Annotated in this window: 19 protein-coding genes; 8 read left to right on the top strand and 11 right to left on the bottom strand. The window is 59.0% G+C overall.

The features are described 5' to 3' along the window. Positions 1-3: 3 nt before the first annotated feature. The 3 genes from modB to ACZ9BE_RS12410 all read right to left on the bottom strand — a co-directional run bounded on the left by modB (position 4) and on the right by ACZ9BE_RS12410 (position 2,650). Positions 4-684, bottom strand: coding sequence for a molybdate ABC transporter permease subunit (gene modB / locus ACZ9BE_RS12420; RefSeq protein ID WP_065616245.1), 681 nt, complete (start codon positions 682-684; stop codon positions 4-6). Further along, complete coding sequence (modA, locus tag ACZ9BE_RS12415) at positions 685-1,452, bottom strand: molybdate ABC transporter substrate-binding protein (RefSeq protein ID WP_476249495.1); 768 nt, start codon at positions 1,450-1,452, stop codon at positions 685-687. A 133-nt stretch (positions 1,453-1,585) separates the two neighbouring features. Then, on the bottom strand, positions 1,586-2,650 hold the full coding sequence (locus ACZ9BE_RS12410) for an NAD(P)H-dependent flavin oxidoreductase (protein ID WP_256810028.1): 1,065 nt from the start codon (positions 2,648-2,650) through the stop codon (positions 1,586-1,588). 206 nt (positions 2,651-2,856) lie between these two features. Here ACZ9BE_RS12410 and acuI point away from each other — a divergent pair, with 206 nt between their 5' ends. Then, positions 2,857-3,840, top strand: a complete 984-nt coding sequence (gene acuI / locus ACZ9BE_RS12405; RefSeq protein WP_056789624.1) for an acrylyl-CoA reductase (NADPH) — start codon at positions 2,857-2,859, stop codon at positions 3,838-3,840. Here acuI and ada read toward each other — a convergent pair. From ada to ACZ9BE_RS12385, 4 genes are all read right to left on the bottom strand, one after another. After that, entirely contained in the window at positions 3,830-4,891 is a 1,062-nt protein-coding gene (gene ada, locus ACZ9BE_RS12400; protein WP_476249494.1) for a bifunctional DNA-binding transcriptional regulator/O6-methylguanine-DNA methyltransferase Ada, read from the bottom strand. The genes acuI and ada overlap by 11 nt on opposite strands. An 80-nt stretch (positions 4,892-4,971) precedes the next feature. After that, complete coding sequence (gene alkB / locus ACZ9BE_RS12395; protein WP_476249493.1) at positions 4,972-5,643, bottom strand: DNA oxidative demethylase AlkB; 672 nt, start codon at positions 5,641-5,643, stop codon at positions 4,972-4,974. A 7-nt stretch (positions 5,644-5,650) separates the two neighbouring features. Continuing rightward, positions 5,651-5,821: a hypothetical protein gene (locus ACZ9BE_RS12390; RefSeq protein WP_016774926.1), complete on the bottom strand. Its 171-nt coding sequence runs from the start codon at positions 5,819-5,821 to the stop codon at positions 5,651-5,653. A gap of 28 nt (positions 5,822-5,849) precedes the next feature. After that, the gene (locus tag ACZ9BE_RS12385; RefSeq protein ID WP_007912251.1) at positions 5,850-6,152 is read right to left on the bottom strand and encodes a DUF1883 domain-containing protein; all 303 of its coding nucleotides are present in this window, start codon (positions 6,150-6,152) and stop codon (positions 5,850-5,852) included. A 211-nt stretch (positions 6,153-6,363) separates the two neighbouring features. On the opposite strand from ACZ9BE_RS12385, the gene ACZ9BE_RS12380 reads away from it, so the two are divergent. Next, complete coding sequence (locus tag ACZ9BE_RS12380) at positions 6,364-6,720, top strand: hypothetical protein (RefSeq protein WP_016774925.1); 357 nt, start codon at positions 6,364-6,366, stop codon at positions 6,718-6,720. Between the two features lie 72 nt (positions 6,721-6,792). Continuing rightward, positions 6,793-7,023, top strand: coding sequence for a hypothetical protein (locus ACZ9BE_RS12375; RefSeq protein WP_016774924.1), 231 nt, complete (start codon positions 6,793-6,795; stop codon positions 7,021-7,023). A gap of 3 nt (positions 7,024-7,026) precedes the next feature. Here the strand turns inward: ACZ9BE_RS12375 and ACZ9BE_RS12370 are convergent, their stop codons facing one another. Together ACZ9BE_RS12370 and ACZ9BE_RS12365 are read right to left on the bottom strand one after the other, a co-directional pair. Beyond that, on the bottom strand, positions 7,027-7,314 hold the full coding sequence (locus ACZ9BE_RS12370) for a hypothetical protein (RefSeq protein WP_016774923.1): 288 nt from the start codon (positions 7,312-7,314) through the stop codon (positions 7,027-7,029). A gap of 140 nt (positions 7,315-7,454) precedes the next feature. After that, positions 7,455-7,640 carry a hypothetical protein gene (locus tag ACZ9BE_RS12365; protein ID WP_016774922.1) on the bottom strand — a complete coding sequence of 62 codons (186 nt, stop codon included), beginning with the start codon at positions 7,638-7,640 and terminating at the stop codon, positions 7,455-7,457. 258 nt (positions 7,641-7,898) lie between these two features. Between ACZ9BE_RS12365 and galU the strand changes: the two genes are divergently transcribed. Together galU and gorA are read left to right on the top strand one after the other, a co-directional pair. Next, positions 7,899-8,738 (top strand): UTP--glucose-1-phosphate uridylyltransferase GalU, encoded by an 840-nt coding sequence (gene galU, locus ACZ9BE_RS12360; protein ID WP_024013124.1) that lies wholly within the window; start codon positions 7,899-7,901, stop codon positions 8,736-8,738. A 129-nt stretch (positions 8,739-8,867) separates the two neighbouring features. Beyond that, positions 8,868-10,226 (top strand): glutathione-disulfide reductase, encoded by a 1,359-nt coding sequence (gorA, locus tag ACZ9BE_RS12355; protein ID WP_076562656.1) that lies wholly within the window; start codon positions 8,868-8,870, stop codon positions 10,224-10,226. On the opposite strand, the gene ACZ9BE_RS12350 is transcribed toward gorA, so the two are convergent. Further along, complete coding sequence (locus ACZ9BE_RS12350; protein WP_406226695.1) at positions 10,223-11,239, bottom strand: DNA-binding protein; 1,017 nt, start codon at positions 11,237-11,239, stop codon at positions 10,223-10,225. The two genes, gorA and ACZ9BE_RS12350, sit on opposite strands and share 4 nt — an antisense overlap. 177 nt (positions 11,240-11,416) lie before the next feature. Here ACZ9BE_RS12350 and ACZ9BE_RS12345 point away from each other — a divergent pair, with 177 nt between their 5' ends. The 3 genes from ACZ9BE_RS12345 to ahpF all read left to right on the top strand — a co-directional run bounded on the left by ACZ9BE_RS12345 (position 11,417) and on the right by ahpF (position 14,743). Beyond that, entirely contained in the window at positions 11,417-12,355 is a 939-nt protein-coding gene (locus tag ACZ9BE_RS12345; RefSeq protein WP_056789641.1) for a site-specific integrase, read from the top strand. Positions 12,356-12,492: 137 nt separating this feature from the next. Continuing rightward, on the top strand, positions 12,493-13,056 hold the full coding sequence (ahpC, locus tag ACZ9BE_RS12340) for an alkyl hydroperoxide reductase subunit C (protein ID WP_016774916.1): 564 nt from the start codon (positions 12,493-12,495) through the stop codon (positions 13,054-13,056). 124 nt (positions 13,057-13,180) lie between these two features. Further along, complete coding sequence (ahpF, locus tag ACZ9BE_RS12335; RefSeq protein ID WP_252876398.1) at positions 13,181-14,743, top strand: alkyl hydroperoxide reductase subunit F; 1,563 nt, start codon at positions 13,181-13,183, stop codon at positions 14,741-14,743. Between the two features lie 251 nt (positions 14,744-14,994). Here ahpF and gloA read toward each other — a convergent pair whose 3' ends face one another. Continuing rightward, positions 14,995-15,516 (bottom strand): lactoylglutathione lyase, encoded by a 522-nt coding sequence (gene gloA / locus ACZ9BE_RS12330; protein WP_039762746.1) that lies wholly within the window; start codon positions 15,514-15,516, stop codon positions 14,995-14,997. Between the last annotated feature and the right edge of the window lie 49 nt (positions 15,517-15,565).

Raw genomic sequence — 15,565 nt, 5'->3', positions numbered from 1 at the left:
CGATCAGCTCCAGCCTGCGCGGGTTTTGCGGCTGGAATACAGCGCCAGCAACACCAGAAACGAGAACACCAGCATCGCCCCGGACAGCCAGTGCGCCTGGGCATATTCCAGTGCTTCGACGTGGTCGTAAATCTGCACCGAGACCACGCGGGTCTTGTCGGGAATGTTGCCGCCGATCATCAGCACCACGCCGAATTCACCGACGGTGTGGGCGAAGCCGAGAATCGCTGCGGTGATGAAGCCGGGGCGTGCCAGCGGCAGGATCACGCTGAAGAACGTGTCCCAGGGATTGGCGCGCAACGTCGCGGCGACTTCCAGCGGGCGGGTGCCGATTGCCGAGAAAGCGTTTTGCAGCGGTTGCACCACGAACGGCAGGGAATAGATCACCGAGCCGATCACCAGCCCGGTGAAACTGAACGTCAGCGTGCCCAGCCCCAGCCATTGAGTGAACTGGCCGAGAAAACCGTGCGGCCCCAGCGCCAGCAACAGATAAAAGCCGATCACCGTCGGCGGCAGCACCAGCGGCAGGGCGACGATGGCGCCAATCGGGCCGCGCAACCAAGACGAGGTGCGCGACAGCCATAACGCGATCGGTGTGCCGATCACCAGCAGGATCACGGTGGTCAGCGACGCCAGTTTCAGGGTCAGCCAGATCGCGGCGAAGTCGGCACTGGTCAGCGACATTTACAGTTCATATCCGAAGGACTTGATCACCGCAGCGGCTTTCGGGCCTTTGAGATAATCGATCAGGGCCTTGGCAGCAGCGCTGTCCTTGCCTTTGTTCAAGATCACCGCGTCCTGTTTGATCGGATCATGCAGGGTGGCGGGAACAATCCATGCCGAGCCGCTGCTGATTTTGCCGTTCTTGAAGATTTGCGACAGGGCCACGAAGCCCAGTTCGGCGTTGCCGGTGGAGACGAACTGGTAGGCCTGAGTAATGTTCTGGCCTTCGACGATTTTGCTTTTCGTGGCTTCGCTCAACTGGAGTTTTTCCAGCACCTGGGTGGCGGCGAGACCGTATGGCGCGGCTTTCGGGTTGGCGATGGACAAGTGCTGGTATTGGTTGGTTTTCAGCACGTCACCCTGTGCATCCACATAACCTTCTTTTGCCGACCACAGCGCCAACGTGCCAATGGCGTAGGTGAGGCGCGAGCCTTTGACGGTTTCGCCTTCCTGTTCGAGTTTTGCCGGGGTGCTGTCGTCAGCGGCGAGGAACACTTCGAAGGGCGCGCCGTTTTTGATCTGGGTGTAGAACTGGCCGGTTGCACCATAGGCGGCGACCAGTTTGTGCCCGGTGTCTTTTTCGAAGTCGGCAGCGATGGCCTGGATTGGCGCGGTGAAATTGGCGGCGACCGCCACTTGCACTTCGTCAGCCTGCGCGGCACCGATGCTGAAAAATGCGAGGAATGAGGCGAGACAGGCAGGGGCGAGGCGTGTGGCAGCAAGTGTCATGTAAAGGCTCCGTGATCGGCATTGAATGCTTTGCTTTGGATAACGCCGATACACGGGCGCAATCGCTGTATACGGAAATATATAGCGATATGCCGCCAAGTGGCGAGGGAATAAATCCGCTCGCCGCGTAAATTCAATGACGGTTGAGTTTCGCCAATGCGCCCTCGGCGAGTTGCCGGGTCAGTTCAGCGCTACCGATATCCTTGCCCAACGTCAGCGCCTGACCGGCCCACAGATTGGCAAAATCGGCGTCATCCTTGGCCCGCAGCGGCATCAGCGCACCGCCGGCCAACGGGAAGGCTGGCGCTTGCGCTGACATCGGGCCGAGTTCACGCATCGCCCGATTGACAATGCCCCGCGCCGGACGTCCGGTGAAAATGTTGGTGATGGCGGTCTGGCTTTCCTTGGCGGTGCGCAGGGCCTTGTGGTGCGAGGCGCTGACCTTCGCCTCCGGGGTAAACAGAAACGCCGTGCCGACTTGCACCGCCGAGGCTCCGAGCATCAACGCGGCTGCAACGCCTCGGGCATCGCTAATCGCACCCGCCGCAATCACCGGCACTTTCACCGCGTCGACCACCTGCGGCACCAGTGCAAAGGTGCCGACCTGGCTGCTCAGATCATCGCTGAGAAACATCCCGCGATGCCCGCCCGCCTCATAACCCATGGCGATGATCGCATCGCAGCCGTGTTGCTCCAGCCAGATCGCTTCTTCGACCGTGGTGGCAGACGAAAGGATTTTCGCCCCGGTTGCCTTGACCCGATCGAGCAGATTTTTCTCCGGCAACCCGAAATGAAAACTCACCACTTCGGGGCGGAATTCTTCGAGCACGGCACACGCAGTCTCGTCGAAAGGAGCACGGTTGGACACCGGCGTCGGCGCCTCGAAATCGGCACCGAGTTCGCGGTAGTAAGGTTCGAGCAGATTTTTCCAGTCCCGGGCTCGCTGCTCATCAGGCGCCGGTGGCTGATGGCAGAAGAAATTGACGTTGAACGGCTTGGTGGTGTGCTGGCGAATCGTCTTCAGTTCTTCGCGCAGTTGCTCGATGCTCAGCATCGCTGCGGGCATTGAACCGAGGCCGCCGGCATTGCACACGGCAATCACCATCGAAGAATTGGTCGCACCGGCCATCGGGCCTTGGATGATCGGCAGTTCGATACCGAGAAGATCAAGGATACGGGTGTCTGGCCACTGGCTCATAAAGCAATTCTCCGAACGATGAAACGGGCAGGGACGGCAAGCGGTTTTAGCAGCAAAACCGGCTGCGGGGCCAGTCTGAAATTCTGAACATTACGTGCAGTTTTTCAGCGTCGGTGCGGGTGGCTTAGCGAAAGTCGAGTGTGGCAATGTGTTGCGATGTGTTATTTCAGGGCACGCTTTCTTCCCATTATTTTCGAGGGGCCGTCATGTTCAATGCCATTCTGATCGACAAAGATGACAGCGGTTATCGCGCCAATCTGCAGCAAATCGATGAGCAGCAACTGCCCGAAGGCAACGTCAGCGTGAACGTCGCGTACAGCACCCTGAATTTCAAAGATGGCCTGGCGATCACCGGCAGCAGCCCGGTGGTGCGCAAGTTTCCCATGGTACCGGGGATCGACCTGGCGGGGACTGTCGAGTCCAGTTCGCATGCCGATTTCAAGGCGGGCGATCGGGTGCTGCTCAACGGTTGGGGCGTCGGTGAAAGCCACTGGGGCGGACTGGCGCAAAAGGCCCGGCTCAACGGTGACTGGCTGATTCCACTGCCCGAAGCTTTCACCCCGGCGCAAGCCATGGCCATCGGCACCGCAGGTTACACGGCAATGCTGTGCATTCTGGCGCTGGAGCGCCATGGCCTGACACCGGATCACGGCGAAGTGCTGGTCACCGGCGCCAATGGCGGGGTCGGTAGCTTTGCCATCGCCTTGCTCAGCAATTTGGGCTATCGGGTGGTGGCGTCCACGGGGCGGGTGTCCGAGCATGAATACCTGCAGCAATTGGGTGCTGCCGAAATCATCGATCGAGCCACCTTGTCGGAACCGGGCAAGCCGTTGGCTAAAGAGCGCTGGGCGGCGGTGGTCGATTCGGTCGGTAGTCATACGCTGGCGAATGCTTGCGCCAGCACGCGCTCGGAAGGCGTGGTCGCGGCATGCGGGTTGGCGCAAGGCATGGATTTCCCGGCCTCGGTAGCACCGTTCATTCTGCGCGGCGTAACGCTGGCCGGGATCAACAGCGTGACCCAGCCCAAGGCGCGCCGTATCGAGGCCTGGGGCCGACTGGCCAAGGATCTGGATTTCTCGTTATTGCAATTGATCAGTCACGAAATCAGCTTGAGCGAAGCCCTTGAGGCCGCGCCCAGATTACTCGCCGGGCAACTGCGGGGCAGGGTGGTGGTCGACGTCAATCGTTGAGTTCGCGCTCAAGCAGTTGGCGTTTGCGCTCGACGCCCCAGCGGTAGCCGGAAAGATTGCCGTCACTGCGCACCACGCGGTGGCAGGGAATCGCCACCGCCAAACGGTTGGCCCCGCAAGCCTGGGCCACGGCGCGCATCGAAGTCGGCGCGCCGATGCGTTGCGCGATTTCGGCGTAACTTGCGGTGCTGCCTGCGGGGATCTCACGCAGCGCCTGCCAGACGCGCTCCTGAAACGCTGTGCCGCGTATATCCAGCGGCAAGTTCAGGCCCGTCGCGGGCGCTTCAACAAAGCCGACGACGCTGGCGATCAACTGTTCAAATTCGCGGTCGGCGCCGATCAGGTTGGCCTTGCGAAACTGATCCTGCAGGTTGCAGACCAGCTGATGCGGATCGTCGCCGAGCAGAATCGCGCAGATCCCCCGTTCGCTTTGCGCCACCAGAATCGCCCCCAGCGAGCATTGGCCAACGGCAAAGCGAATGTCGTTGTTCTGCCCGGCGGCGCGGTAATCGGTGGGCTTCATGCCCAGCAGTTGATCGGCTGATTCGTAAAAGCGGCTGTTGGAATTGAAGCCAGCGTCATACAGCGCGTCGGTCACCGAGCCGCCGTCCGCCAGGCGCGCACGCAGTTTGCGTGAGCGATGCGCCGTGGCGTAAGCCTTGGGCGTCAGGCCGGTCGCGGCTTTGAATAGCCGGTGGAAATGAAAAGGGCTGAGGCCAGCGGTGGCCGCGAGGCTGTTGAGCGCCGGCAGCGTCTCACAGGTCTCGATCTGCCGACAGGCTGCAGCCACGATCGCTGCATGCTGCGCATCACTCTGATCCTTGCTGGCGCGTTTGCTTGGCCGATACCCGGCAGCTTCGGCCAGTTCGGCGCTGTCGAAAAACTCGACGTTCTGCGGTTTCGGCAGGCGCGCCAGACTGCTCGGCCGGCAATAGATGCCAGTGGTTTTGACCGCATAGACAAATTGCCCGTCGGCACGCGGATCGCGCGCCACCACAGCGGCCCAGCGGGGATCGTGTTCAATGCTGATTGTCTTCGAAAGCTTGTCCATGAGAGGGAATCCGTTGACCTGTTTGATTCAGGTTAACCAGCATCGTAACCCGCAACACTCCGCGCCTTGCGGTCAAACTTTTATTGAGCGCCCGCGACGCGGAAGGTGATGTTGATGCGCCGTTCGCCCAAGAGCGGGTGATGGCCAGGTTTGATTGGCAGCACGCCGTGATAGCGCAGGCGGTCCACGCCGCCCCAGACCACCATGTCGCCATGCAACAGCGGAATGCGCTGGGTTTTATCGCTGCGTTCGAAGCCGCCGAACAGAAACATTGCCGGCAAACCTAGCGACAGCGAAACGATGGGCGCGGCATAACCTTTTTCGTCTTTGTCCTGATGCAGCGACATCTTGGCGCCGGGGACGTACTGGTTGATCAGGCAGGAGTCGGCCTGAAAATCCGGGAAACCGGCGCGCTCAGCCGCTTGGTGTGCCAGTTCGGCAAACACCGCCGGCATCGACGGCCACGGCAAGCCGCTGAGTGGATCGACGCTGGAATAACGGTAACCGCTGCGATCGGTGATCCAGCCCAGCTGTCCGCAACTGCTGGTGCCGACCGACATGCTGAAACCGCCGGGCGTGACCATGTTGCGTAGCGGGGCGGCGGCAAGAATGGCGTCGAGCCCGGTCAGCAGTTGCTCGACCTGCGGCAAGGCGAACCCGCGCAGCACCCACGATTGTTCGCCGATCTGCTCGGCGCGGGGCTGCTGTACGGGTTCGTTGTCGGCGAACAGGTCAAACGTGGTCGGTTGCATGACTCGGTTACAGCGCTTTGCTGACCTTGATGTCACTGAGTTCTTCGTCAGCGTGCATTTTCTTCAGCGCCGCTTTCGCTTCCTCGTCAGTGCCGGTTTCCAGTTCAGCGAATTCGAAACGCTGTTCACCGTCCAGTTTGTACTTGATCACGTATTTGGTTTTTTGCGCCACGGTCATGTTTCCCTTGCAGAATAGGCTGCGCGTCTCAGCTCAGTTTAGTGCTGGAGCGACGGATGATCTTGATCGAGTGGGTCAGCGTCGGCTTGCGCGTCACGCTGATTGCGCGGCGGTTGACGGTGTCGATGGTGATGTTCCAGAAGCCGGTGCTCGGTGCGGTGATGCGTGCCGGGAACGTGTCGAACGCGCCGCCGTGGTAGGTGTGACGGCCGCCGTTTTTGAAGCTGCGGAAGTTGGCGTCGTTCATCAAACGGATGTTGCACATCTGCGAGCATTGAATGACGACGATGTCGTCTTCGTTGAGGTGCTCGCGCTGGTGAATGAATTTCATGGGCGCCTCCAGAAGGGCTTTTTCTACTAAATCAAAACGATAGCTTGTCGATGGGCGCAGTTTATCAGCCCGCACGGGTTATTATCTGGCCGTCGGGCGTTGCTTTGACAAATTTTGAACAGAACTTCGCCATGGCGGGCGGGTTAAATGCACAAGGCCCCGGAGAAAAGCGGCATTTGTGCTGTCGGACGGTCTTTAACGGAGGATTTCTATGAAGTGGGGTGTGGTGTGTGTGCCGTTGATTCTGGCGATGGCCGGTTGTGCAAATGTTTCCGAAATCAATGAAACGCTGCCAACCATGAGCGTGATCTCCGGCAAAAAGCCCCAGGAGTATGCGCAGTGTCTGACCGACAAGCTCGCTGACAGTCGTGGTGCGTTGCAAGTCCAGCCGCAGAAGGACGGTGTACGAGTCATCGTTCCCGGCAAACTTTCGTCAGGCCCGGCAGCCGTGTTTGATATCGAGGATCGCGCCGGCGGCAGCAGCATCAAGCTGCATGAGCGCATGTCCAACGTGCCGGTTCGCCCTCGCGATGTACAGAAAGCTGCGAACGCCTGTATTTCCGGCTGATAGACTATCGAACATCAGCACCCGATGCCGTCACAGTCCTGCTGTGGCGGCATTGTCATTTATGGAGTCGCAATGAAGCGAGAGCACGTGCGGGAGCGCCACGCAGAGGGCCTTATCTCTGCCACTCATGTCATCCAGAACCCGGCGAATCCGGGTGAATGGATCGTGTTTTTCAAGAAGAGTGCAGGGCGCAGCTACTTTTTGGTGGATGACAATGATGAAGTCGAATCCTTCAATCGGCTCGACGATCTCATCGAGGTCGTCCGTGGCCTCGGGATCAAGTTCGCTGAAATCCACATGTAAGGCTTACTTGCAGACGACCACGACGTTACGGGTCTTGTAATTGCCAACGTCAACGCCCAGGGTTTTGTCATCTTCCTTGGGCGCCGGTGTGCCATCAGTGCCGACGATGCGATAGCCGGTGCCGGCGCAGGAGGCATCGGCCTTTTCGTAGCACATGGCCCATGAGTTGGCTTCGCCGGAACAGTCGATGCTCAGACCCTGTTCGCCATTGTTCAGATAGGTGGGCTGCGAAGTGGCACAGCCGCTCAGTACCAATACCGCGAAAAGCGGCTGCAGTTTGTTCAGGTTCATGGTTGCGAGGTCTTCAAGTGGGGGACTGGTTGCTCTGACAGCGCCGCGATGAAAAGGTTATAGCGATTGGCCACTTGTTTGCCAACAAAGCACAAAAAAGCCCTGCATGCTGGCAGGGCTTGGCGCAAGTGCTAAAAGGATCAGTCCTGATCTTTGCCTCGGCGCTTGGAAGAAGCAGGCGTATCAGTGAACACCGAGGCCACATCTGTCGCCATCTGCTCGCTGTCGAAAGGCCCGGCGATGTGTTCGCCATTGGTAGTGGTCAGCGTCCACTTGCCGTCTTTCTTGTCGATCACATACCCGTTGATGATTTTTACCGCGGCCATCTAGTCTGTCTCATTCGCTGGTTCAAAGGCGCCATGATAGCGGCAAATGCTCGCAATGGGGGCTGATAAGCGTATGGTGATCCTGTTTGCCCGGATCTTGAGCTACGCTGACGCCGCCGCTGAAATACCCGAATGGAACTATCCGCGCGAATATTTCTCTATGTTGGCATCGGTTAGCCAGCGCGGGGCATTGTAAGGCGCACGCCGCCTGATTAGACTGCCTCGAAACTCGTACACACAGCCTTTTCAAGGACTTATATGATCAAGAAATGCTTGTTTCCAGCAGCCGGTTACGGCACTCGCTTCCTCCCAGCGACCAAAGCCATGCCTAAAGAAATGCTGCCGGTGGTAAACAAGCCACTGATCCAGTACGGCGTTGAAGAAGCACTGGACGCGGGCCTGACGGAAATCTCCATCGTCACCGGCCGTGGCAAGCGTGCTCTGGAAGACCACTTCGACATCAGTTACGAGCTGGAAAACCAGATCAAGGGCACCGACAAGGAAAAGTACCTGGTCGGTATCCGCAAGCTGTTGGACGAGTGCTCGTTCTCCTACACCCGTCAGACCGAAATGAAAGGTTTGGGCCACGCAATCCTGACTGGCCGCCCACTGATCGGTGACGAACCGTTCGCCGTGGTCCTGGCGGATGACCTGTGTGTCAACATCGACGGCGACGGCGTACTGACCCAGATGGTCAAGCTGTACAAGCAGTTCCGCTGCTCGATCGTCGCGATCCAGGAAGTCGATCCGCAGGAAACCAACAAGTACGGTGTCATCGCCGGCGAAATGATCCGCGACGACATCTACCGCGTGCACAGCATGGTCGAGAAGCCAAAGCCGGAAGACGCGCCGTCGAACCTGGCGATCATCGGTCGTTACATCCTGACCCCGGACATCTTCGATCTGATCGAGCAGACCGAACCAGGCAAGGGTGGCGAAATCCAGATCACCGACGCCCTGATGAAGCAGGCCCAGAACGGCTGCGTCATGGCCTACAAGTTCAAGGGCAAGCGTTTCGACTGCGGTGGTGCTGAAGGCTACATCGACGCGACCAACTTCTGCTTCGAAAACTTCTACAAGACTGGCAAGGCTTACTAATAGTCTTCGCCGCGTCTGCAAAAGAAAGCCACCTTCGGGTGGCTTTTTCATTTTCCGCCCTTATATGGATGGCAGTGCTTGCCCAATGAATGGCTGCGGGTATGCTGATGGCCTGCCGAGGAGATAGAAATGGCCTACGATTTTGACCTTTATGTGATTGGTGCCGGTTCCGGCGGTGTGCGGGCTGCGCGGTTTGCCGCAGGCTTCGGGGCGAAAGTGGCGGTGGCCGAAAGCCGTTACCTGGGCGGCACCTGCGTCAACGTCGGCTGCGTGCCGAAAAAGCTGCTGGTCTACGGCGCGCACTTTGCCGAGGACTTCGAGCAGGCGTCCGGTTTCGGCTGGAACCTGGGCGAAGCCAACTTCGACTGGGCCACGCTGATCGCCAACAAGGATCGCGAGATCAATCGCCTCAACGGCATTTATCGCAATTTGCTGGTCAACAGTGGCGTGACCCTGCATGAGGCGCACGCGAAAATCGTTGGGCCGCACGAGGTCGAGGTTAATGGCGAGCGCTTCACCGCGAAAAACATTCTGATCGCCACCGGCGGCTGGCCGCAGATCCCTGAAATTCCGGGGCATGAGCATGCGATCGGTTCGAATGAAGCGTTCTTCCTCAAAGAGCTGCCCAAGCGTGTGCTGGTGGTCGGCGGCGGTTATATTGCCGTCGAGTTCGCCGGAATTTTCCATGGCCTCGGCGCCAACACCACGCTGCTGTATCGCGGCGATCTGTTCCTGCGTGGTTTCGACGGGTCGGTGCGCAAGCACCTGCAAGAGGAATTGACCAAGCGTGGCCTCGATCTGCAATTCAATGCCGACATTGCGCGCATCGACAAGCAGGCCGACGGTAGCTTGAAGGCGACGCTCAAGGATGGTCGCGTACTCGAAGCCGACTGCGTGTTCTACGCCACCGGCCGGCGTCCGATGCTGGACAATCTGGGCCTGGAAAACACCGATGTGCAGCTCGACGACAAGGGCTTTATCAAAGTCGACGACGAGTATCAAACCACCGAGCCGTCGATTCTGGCGCTGGGCGACGTCATTGGTCGCGTGCAACTGACCCCGGTCGCTCTGGCCGAAGGTATGGCCGTGGCGCGGCGTCTGTTCAAGCCGGAGCAATACCGTCCGGTGGACTACAAGATGATTCCGACCGCCGTGTTCAGCCTGCCGAACATCGGCACGGTCGGTTTGAGCGAAGAAGAAGCGCGCGAATGCGGCCACGAGGTGGTGATCTTCGAGAGCCGCTTCCGGCCGATGAAGCTGACCTTGACTGACTGCCAGGAGAAAACCCTGATGAAGCTGGTGGTCGACGCCAAAACCGACAAGGTGCTTGGCTGCCACATGGTCGGCCCGGACGCTGGCGAGATCGTGCAAGGTCTGGCGATCGCCTTGAAGGCCGGCGCGACCAAGCGCGACTTCGACGACACCATCGGGGTGCACCCGACGGCCGCCGAGGAGTTCGTCACCATGCGTACGCCGGTCAGCGCTTAAGCGTCTGTCGCTTTGGCCGAGTCTGGCGCTGCCGCAACGGTAGACGCCAGACGCTGGCTGTCTTCAAGGCTTGCCTGAACCTTGAGCAATTCCTTCTCCAGTGACTGATTGAGCTGCGTCTGCTCGTCGACGCTCTGTTTGAGCGCCTGGCTTTCCAGTGCCGCCACGCGCAGACGTTCCTGGAGGAGGGTGCGCTCGCTGTCCATGCGCGTGGCCTGCTCGAGCAACTGATCCTGACGCTGATTGCTGTGCTTGAGCTGATCCTGCACCAGGTTCAGCTCGCGCTGAGTGCCACGGTTTTCGGTGAGCAAGCGTTCGTTGTCACGGTGCAACTGTGTGATCTCATCCTGACGCACCAACGCGCTCTGCTGGGCTTGACGCAATTCTGCCTGTATCTGCTGAAGTTGCCCTTCATGGCGGGCCTGCTCCTGCTCGCGCTGTTCCTTGGTTGCGTTACGGTAATGCTCAAGCGCATCGCGGGTGTGCAGGTGCTTCTCTTCCAGTGAGCGAATCTGTTCGTCCTTGTCCTGCAAGCGCAATTCAAAGTCAGCCAATGCCTGGTTGAGGCCGGCGTTGCGCGTCTGTTCGGTTTGCAGCATCGAGCGGGTGTTGCTCAGCGCCTCGGATTCGCGTTGCAGCGCGGCGCCTTGAATGTCGTGGTCGTGCTCGAGTTTTTCCAGCGCCTGGCGCGTCTGCTTCAGCTCGGCTTCCAGTGCTTGGCGTTGTTCCTCGAACTGTTCGCGGGCTTGCTCGATGGGTTCCTGTGCTTGTTCTTTCAGGCGCTGGGCGAGTCGAGAGACGAGGGCGGTGAGCTCATCATCGATCGGTTCTGCTGACGCCTCATTCGGCTGGGCACCGTCGTCCAGTTCTTTCAGATAGCGATGGATCGTGGTTTTCGAGCCGGTGTTGCCCATTTCAATGCGTACTGCATCGATGCTTGGGTGTTCGCCGCGAGCGAGGATCGCTGTGCGTGCGATTTGCACCAATGCTTTGGTAATGCCGCCACGGGCCATGTGAACTCCTACGTTTACGTACTGTGGTACATGCCACTAAAGTACGCAGTGTACCATGCTGAAAATATAGGTAAATCTTTGAGATAAAACAGGCGGGATATACTGGTATTACCCAATGTCAGGGGGCAAAATGCGCATCTGCATGCCTGAACCCGTACACCAGCGAGACAATTGCCCATGAGCGACATTGATCGATATCTGCAAGCCGCCACCCGGGACAACACCCGCCGCAGCTATCGCATGGCGATCGAGCACTTCGAGGTGACGTGGGGCGGATTTCTGCCGGCCACTGCCGATAGCGTGGCGCGCTATCTGGTGGCGCACGCTGGCGTGCTGTCGATCAACACGCTGAAGCTGCGTCTGTCGGCGCTGGCGCAGTGGCACAACAGTCAGGGGTTTGCCGATCCGACCAAGGCGCCAGTGGTGCGCAAGGTGTTCAAGGGCATTCGTGCTTTGCACCCGGCGCAGGAAAAACAGGCTGAGCCGCTGCAATTGCAGGATCTGCAGCGCGTGATCGATTGGCTTGAGCAGGAGGTGCAGACGGCCCGGGAAGAACAGGACCGCCCGACCTTGCTCAAGGCGTATCGGGATCGCGCGCTGATTCTGTTGGGCTTCTGGCGCGGCTTTCGCAGCGACGAGTTGTGCCGCTTGCAGATCGAGCATGTGCAGGCGAGTGCTGGCAAAGGAATCACTTTGTATTTGCCGCGCAGCAAGGGCGACCGGGAAAACCTCGGGCAGACTTATCAGGCCCCGGCGCTGCTGAAGCTGTGCCCGGTGCAGGCCTATATCGATTGGATTACAGAGGCTGCGCTGGTGCGCGGCGCGGTGTTCCGCAGCATTGATCGCTGGGGCAATCTGAGCGAGGAGGGGCTGCACGCCAACAGCATCATTCCGCTGTTGAGACAGGCGTTGCAGCGCGCCGGGATTGCCGCCGCCAACTACACCAGCCATTCACTGCGGCGTGGCTTTGCCACATGGGCGCATCAAAGCGGCTGGGACCTGAAATCGCTGATGAGCTACGTTGGCTGGAAGGACATGAAATCCGCCATGCGCTATGTTGAGGTCAGCCCATTCCAGGGAATGGCTCGGATTATGGATAAGCCGGATCAGCCGTAGAGATCGTTTTCTTCTATTAATACAGTCAGCTAATAGCGAAAACAAATCAGCAGTATCAGGTTTGCCAATGAGCCTTCCGTCGAGTGAGTGGGTAGGATTCACCCATCAACTTCATAACCCCTGACGGAGAGTCATCGATGCCTATCATCAACAGCCAAGTAAAACCGTTCAAAGCTACCGCGTTCAAAAACGGCGACTTCGTTCAAGTCTCGGATGCTGACTTGAAAGGCAAGTGGTCCGTAGTGTTCTTCTACCCAGCCGACTTCACCTTCGTGTGCCCAACCGAGCTGGAAGACCTGGCTGACAACTACGCTGAGTTCAAGAAGCTGGGCGTGGAAATCTACAGCGTTTCGACCGACACCCACTTTGCTCACGCTGCCTGGCACAACACTTCGCCAGCCATCGGCAAAATCGAATACACCATGATCGGCGACCCTACCCACGTCATCTCCCGCAACTTCGACGTGCTGATCGAAGAAGCTGGTCTGGCTGACCGTGGCACCTTCGTGATCAACCCTGAAGGCCAGATCAAAATCGTTGAACTGAACGATGGCGGCGTTGGCCGTGACGCTTCCGAGCTGCTGCGCAAGATCAAGGCTGCTCAGTACGTCGCTGCACACCCAGGCGAAGTTTGCCCGGCCAAGTGGAAAGAAGGCGAGGCCACTCTGGCTCCGTCGCTGGACCTGGTCGGCAAGATCTAAGTCTGTGACATGCAACGCAGGGCGGCACGCCGCACCTTCTTAAGTTAGCTGCACCGCCCAATAAAAATGCCCGGGCGAGATTCGCTCGGGCTTTTTTTCGCCTCAAATAAAGGAAATCGCCCGTATGTTGGACGCCAATCTTAAAGCCCAGTTGAAATCGTACCTGGAACGGGTCACCCAACCGATCGAGATCGTTGCATCCCTCGACGACGGTGCGAAATCCCGTGAAATGCTGGAACTGCTGAAAGACGTTGCCAGTCTTTCGAGCCAGATTACTCTGATCGACAGCGGTGACGATGCCCGCAAGCCATCGTTCTCGATCAATCGCCCTGGAGCCGACATCAGCCTGCGTTTCGCCGGCATTCCAATGGGCCACGAATTCACCTCGCTGGTGCTGGCTCTGCTGCAAGTCGGTGGCCACCCGTCGAAGGCCAGCGTTGAAGTGATCGAGCAGATCCGCTCGCTTAAAGGCGAGTTCAGCTTCGAGACTTACTTCTCCCTGTCTTGCCAGAATTGCCCGGACGTCGTTCAGGCGCTGAACCTGATGGCCGTGCTCAACCCGAACATCCGCCACGTCGCCATTGACGGCGCGCTGTTCCAGGACGAAGTCAACGATCGCAAGATCATGGCTGTGCCGAGCATCTACCTCAACGGCGAAAACTTCGGCCAGGGCCGCATGGGCCTGGAGGAAATCCTTGCCAAACTCGACACCGGCGCGATTGAGCGTCAGGCCGAGAAGATCAGCGCCAAAGAAGCCTTTGACGTGCTGGTCGTCGGCGGTGGCCCGGCGGGTGCTTCGGCCGCTATCTACGCCGCACGTAAAGGCATCCGCACCGGTGTCGCGGCTGAGCGCTTCGGCGGTCAGGTGCTGGATACCATGGCCATCGAGAACTTCATTTCCGTGCAGGAAACCGAAGGGCCGAAACTGGCCACGGCGCTGGAAGAACACGTCAAGCAGTACGACGTCGACATCATGAACCTGCAACGCGCTGACAAGCTGATCCCGGGCAAGAATGGCGAGCTGCATGAAGTCCACTTCGCCAGCGGTGCAACCCTGAAAGCCAAGAGCGTGATTCTCGCGACCGGCGCACGCTGGCGCGAAATGAACGTCCCGGGCGAGCAGGAATACCGCAACAAAGGCGTGGCGTACTGCCCGCACTGCGACGGCCCGCTGTTCAAGGGCAAGCGCGTAGCAGTGATCGGCGGCGGTAACTCCGGCGTTGAAGCGGCGATCGATCTGGCCGGTATCGTGGCGCACGTAACGCTGCTGGAATTCGACGTGCAACTGCGTGCCGACGCCGTGCTGCAACGCAAGCTGCACAGCCTGCCGAACGTTACCGTGATCACCAGTGCGCAAACCACTGAAGTCACCGGCAATGGCGAGAAGGTCAACGGCCTGCGCTACAAGGACCGCACTACAGATGAACTGCGCACGGTTGAGCTGGAAGGCATCTTCGTGCAGATCGGTCTGCTGCCGAACACCGATTGGCTGAAGGGCACCATCGAGCTGTCGCCGCGTGGCGAGATCATTGTCGACAACCGTGGCGAGACTTCCATTGCGGGAATCTTTGCAGCGGGTGACGTGACGACTGTGCCGTACAAGCAGATCGTGATTGCAGTGGGCGAGGGCGCCAAGGCTTCGCTGAGTGCGTTCGATCACTTGATCCGGACTTCGGCCCCGGCGTAACTGCCAGGTCGAAAACGAAAAAACCCATGAGCGATCATGGGTTTTTTTTGCGCGTGGAAAGCCACCCCTCACCCCAGCCCTCTCCCGAGGGAGAGGGCGCCGACCGAGGTGTCTGAAGTCATCCATCGACCTGAGAGAGCCGGTCGATTATGGATTCACCGCCAATCGTTCAAGTCGGCGTAATTCTCCAACATCCCGCAATCAGTCCCCTCTCCTTCTGGGAGAGGGCCAGGGTGAGGGGCTTTCAGCTTTTACAGCGGCGCAGGCTGAATGATCTCGACCCAGTAGCCATCCGGGTCCTTGATGAACGCCAGGCTCTTCATCCGGCCGTCGGTCAGGCGCTTCTGGAAATCGCAACCCAGCTCTTCAAAGCGTGCACACGCTGCGACGATGTCCGGCACCGAAATGCAGATGTGACCAAAGCCACGCGGATCGGTGTTGCCATTGTGATAGGCGAAGTCGGCATCGTTTTCGGTACCGTGGTTGTGGGTCAATTCGAGAATGCCTGGAATCGATTTCATCCATTCGGTACGCGCAGCAGCATCGGCCGGGATCTGCGCTTTATCGACCAGCGCAAGGAAGTACAGGCTGAATTCGGCTTCCGGAAAATCACGCTTCTCGACCAGCGAGAAACCCAGGACGCGGGTGTAGAAATCCAGCGACTTGGTGATGTCCTTCACGCGCAGCATGGTGTGGTTGAACACGAAGTTGCGGGTTGCGCTGTCTGGCGTGGCTGTCACACCGGGGAAAGTGTTCAGTTCGTTGAGGCTCATGGGCCCTCCAATAACAATGGGCGAGTGAATGGGCGCAATGATACGCATG

The organism is Pseudomonas sp. TE9122, from assembly GCF_056278925.1.
The sequence above is the reverse complement of the archived record's forward strand: the minus strand, read 5'-3'. Positions and strand labels throughout refer to the sequence as shown.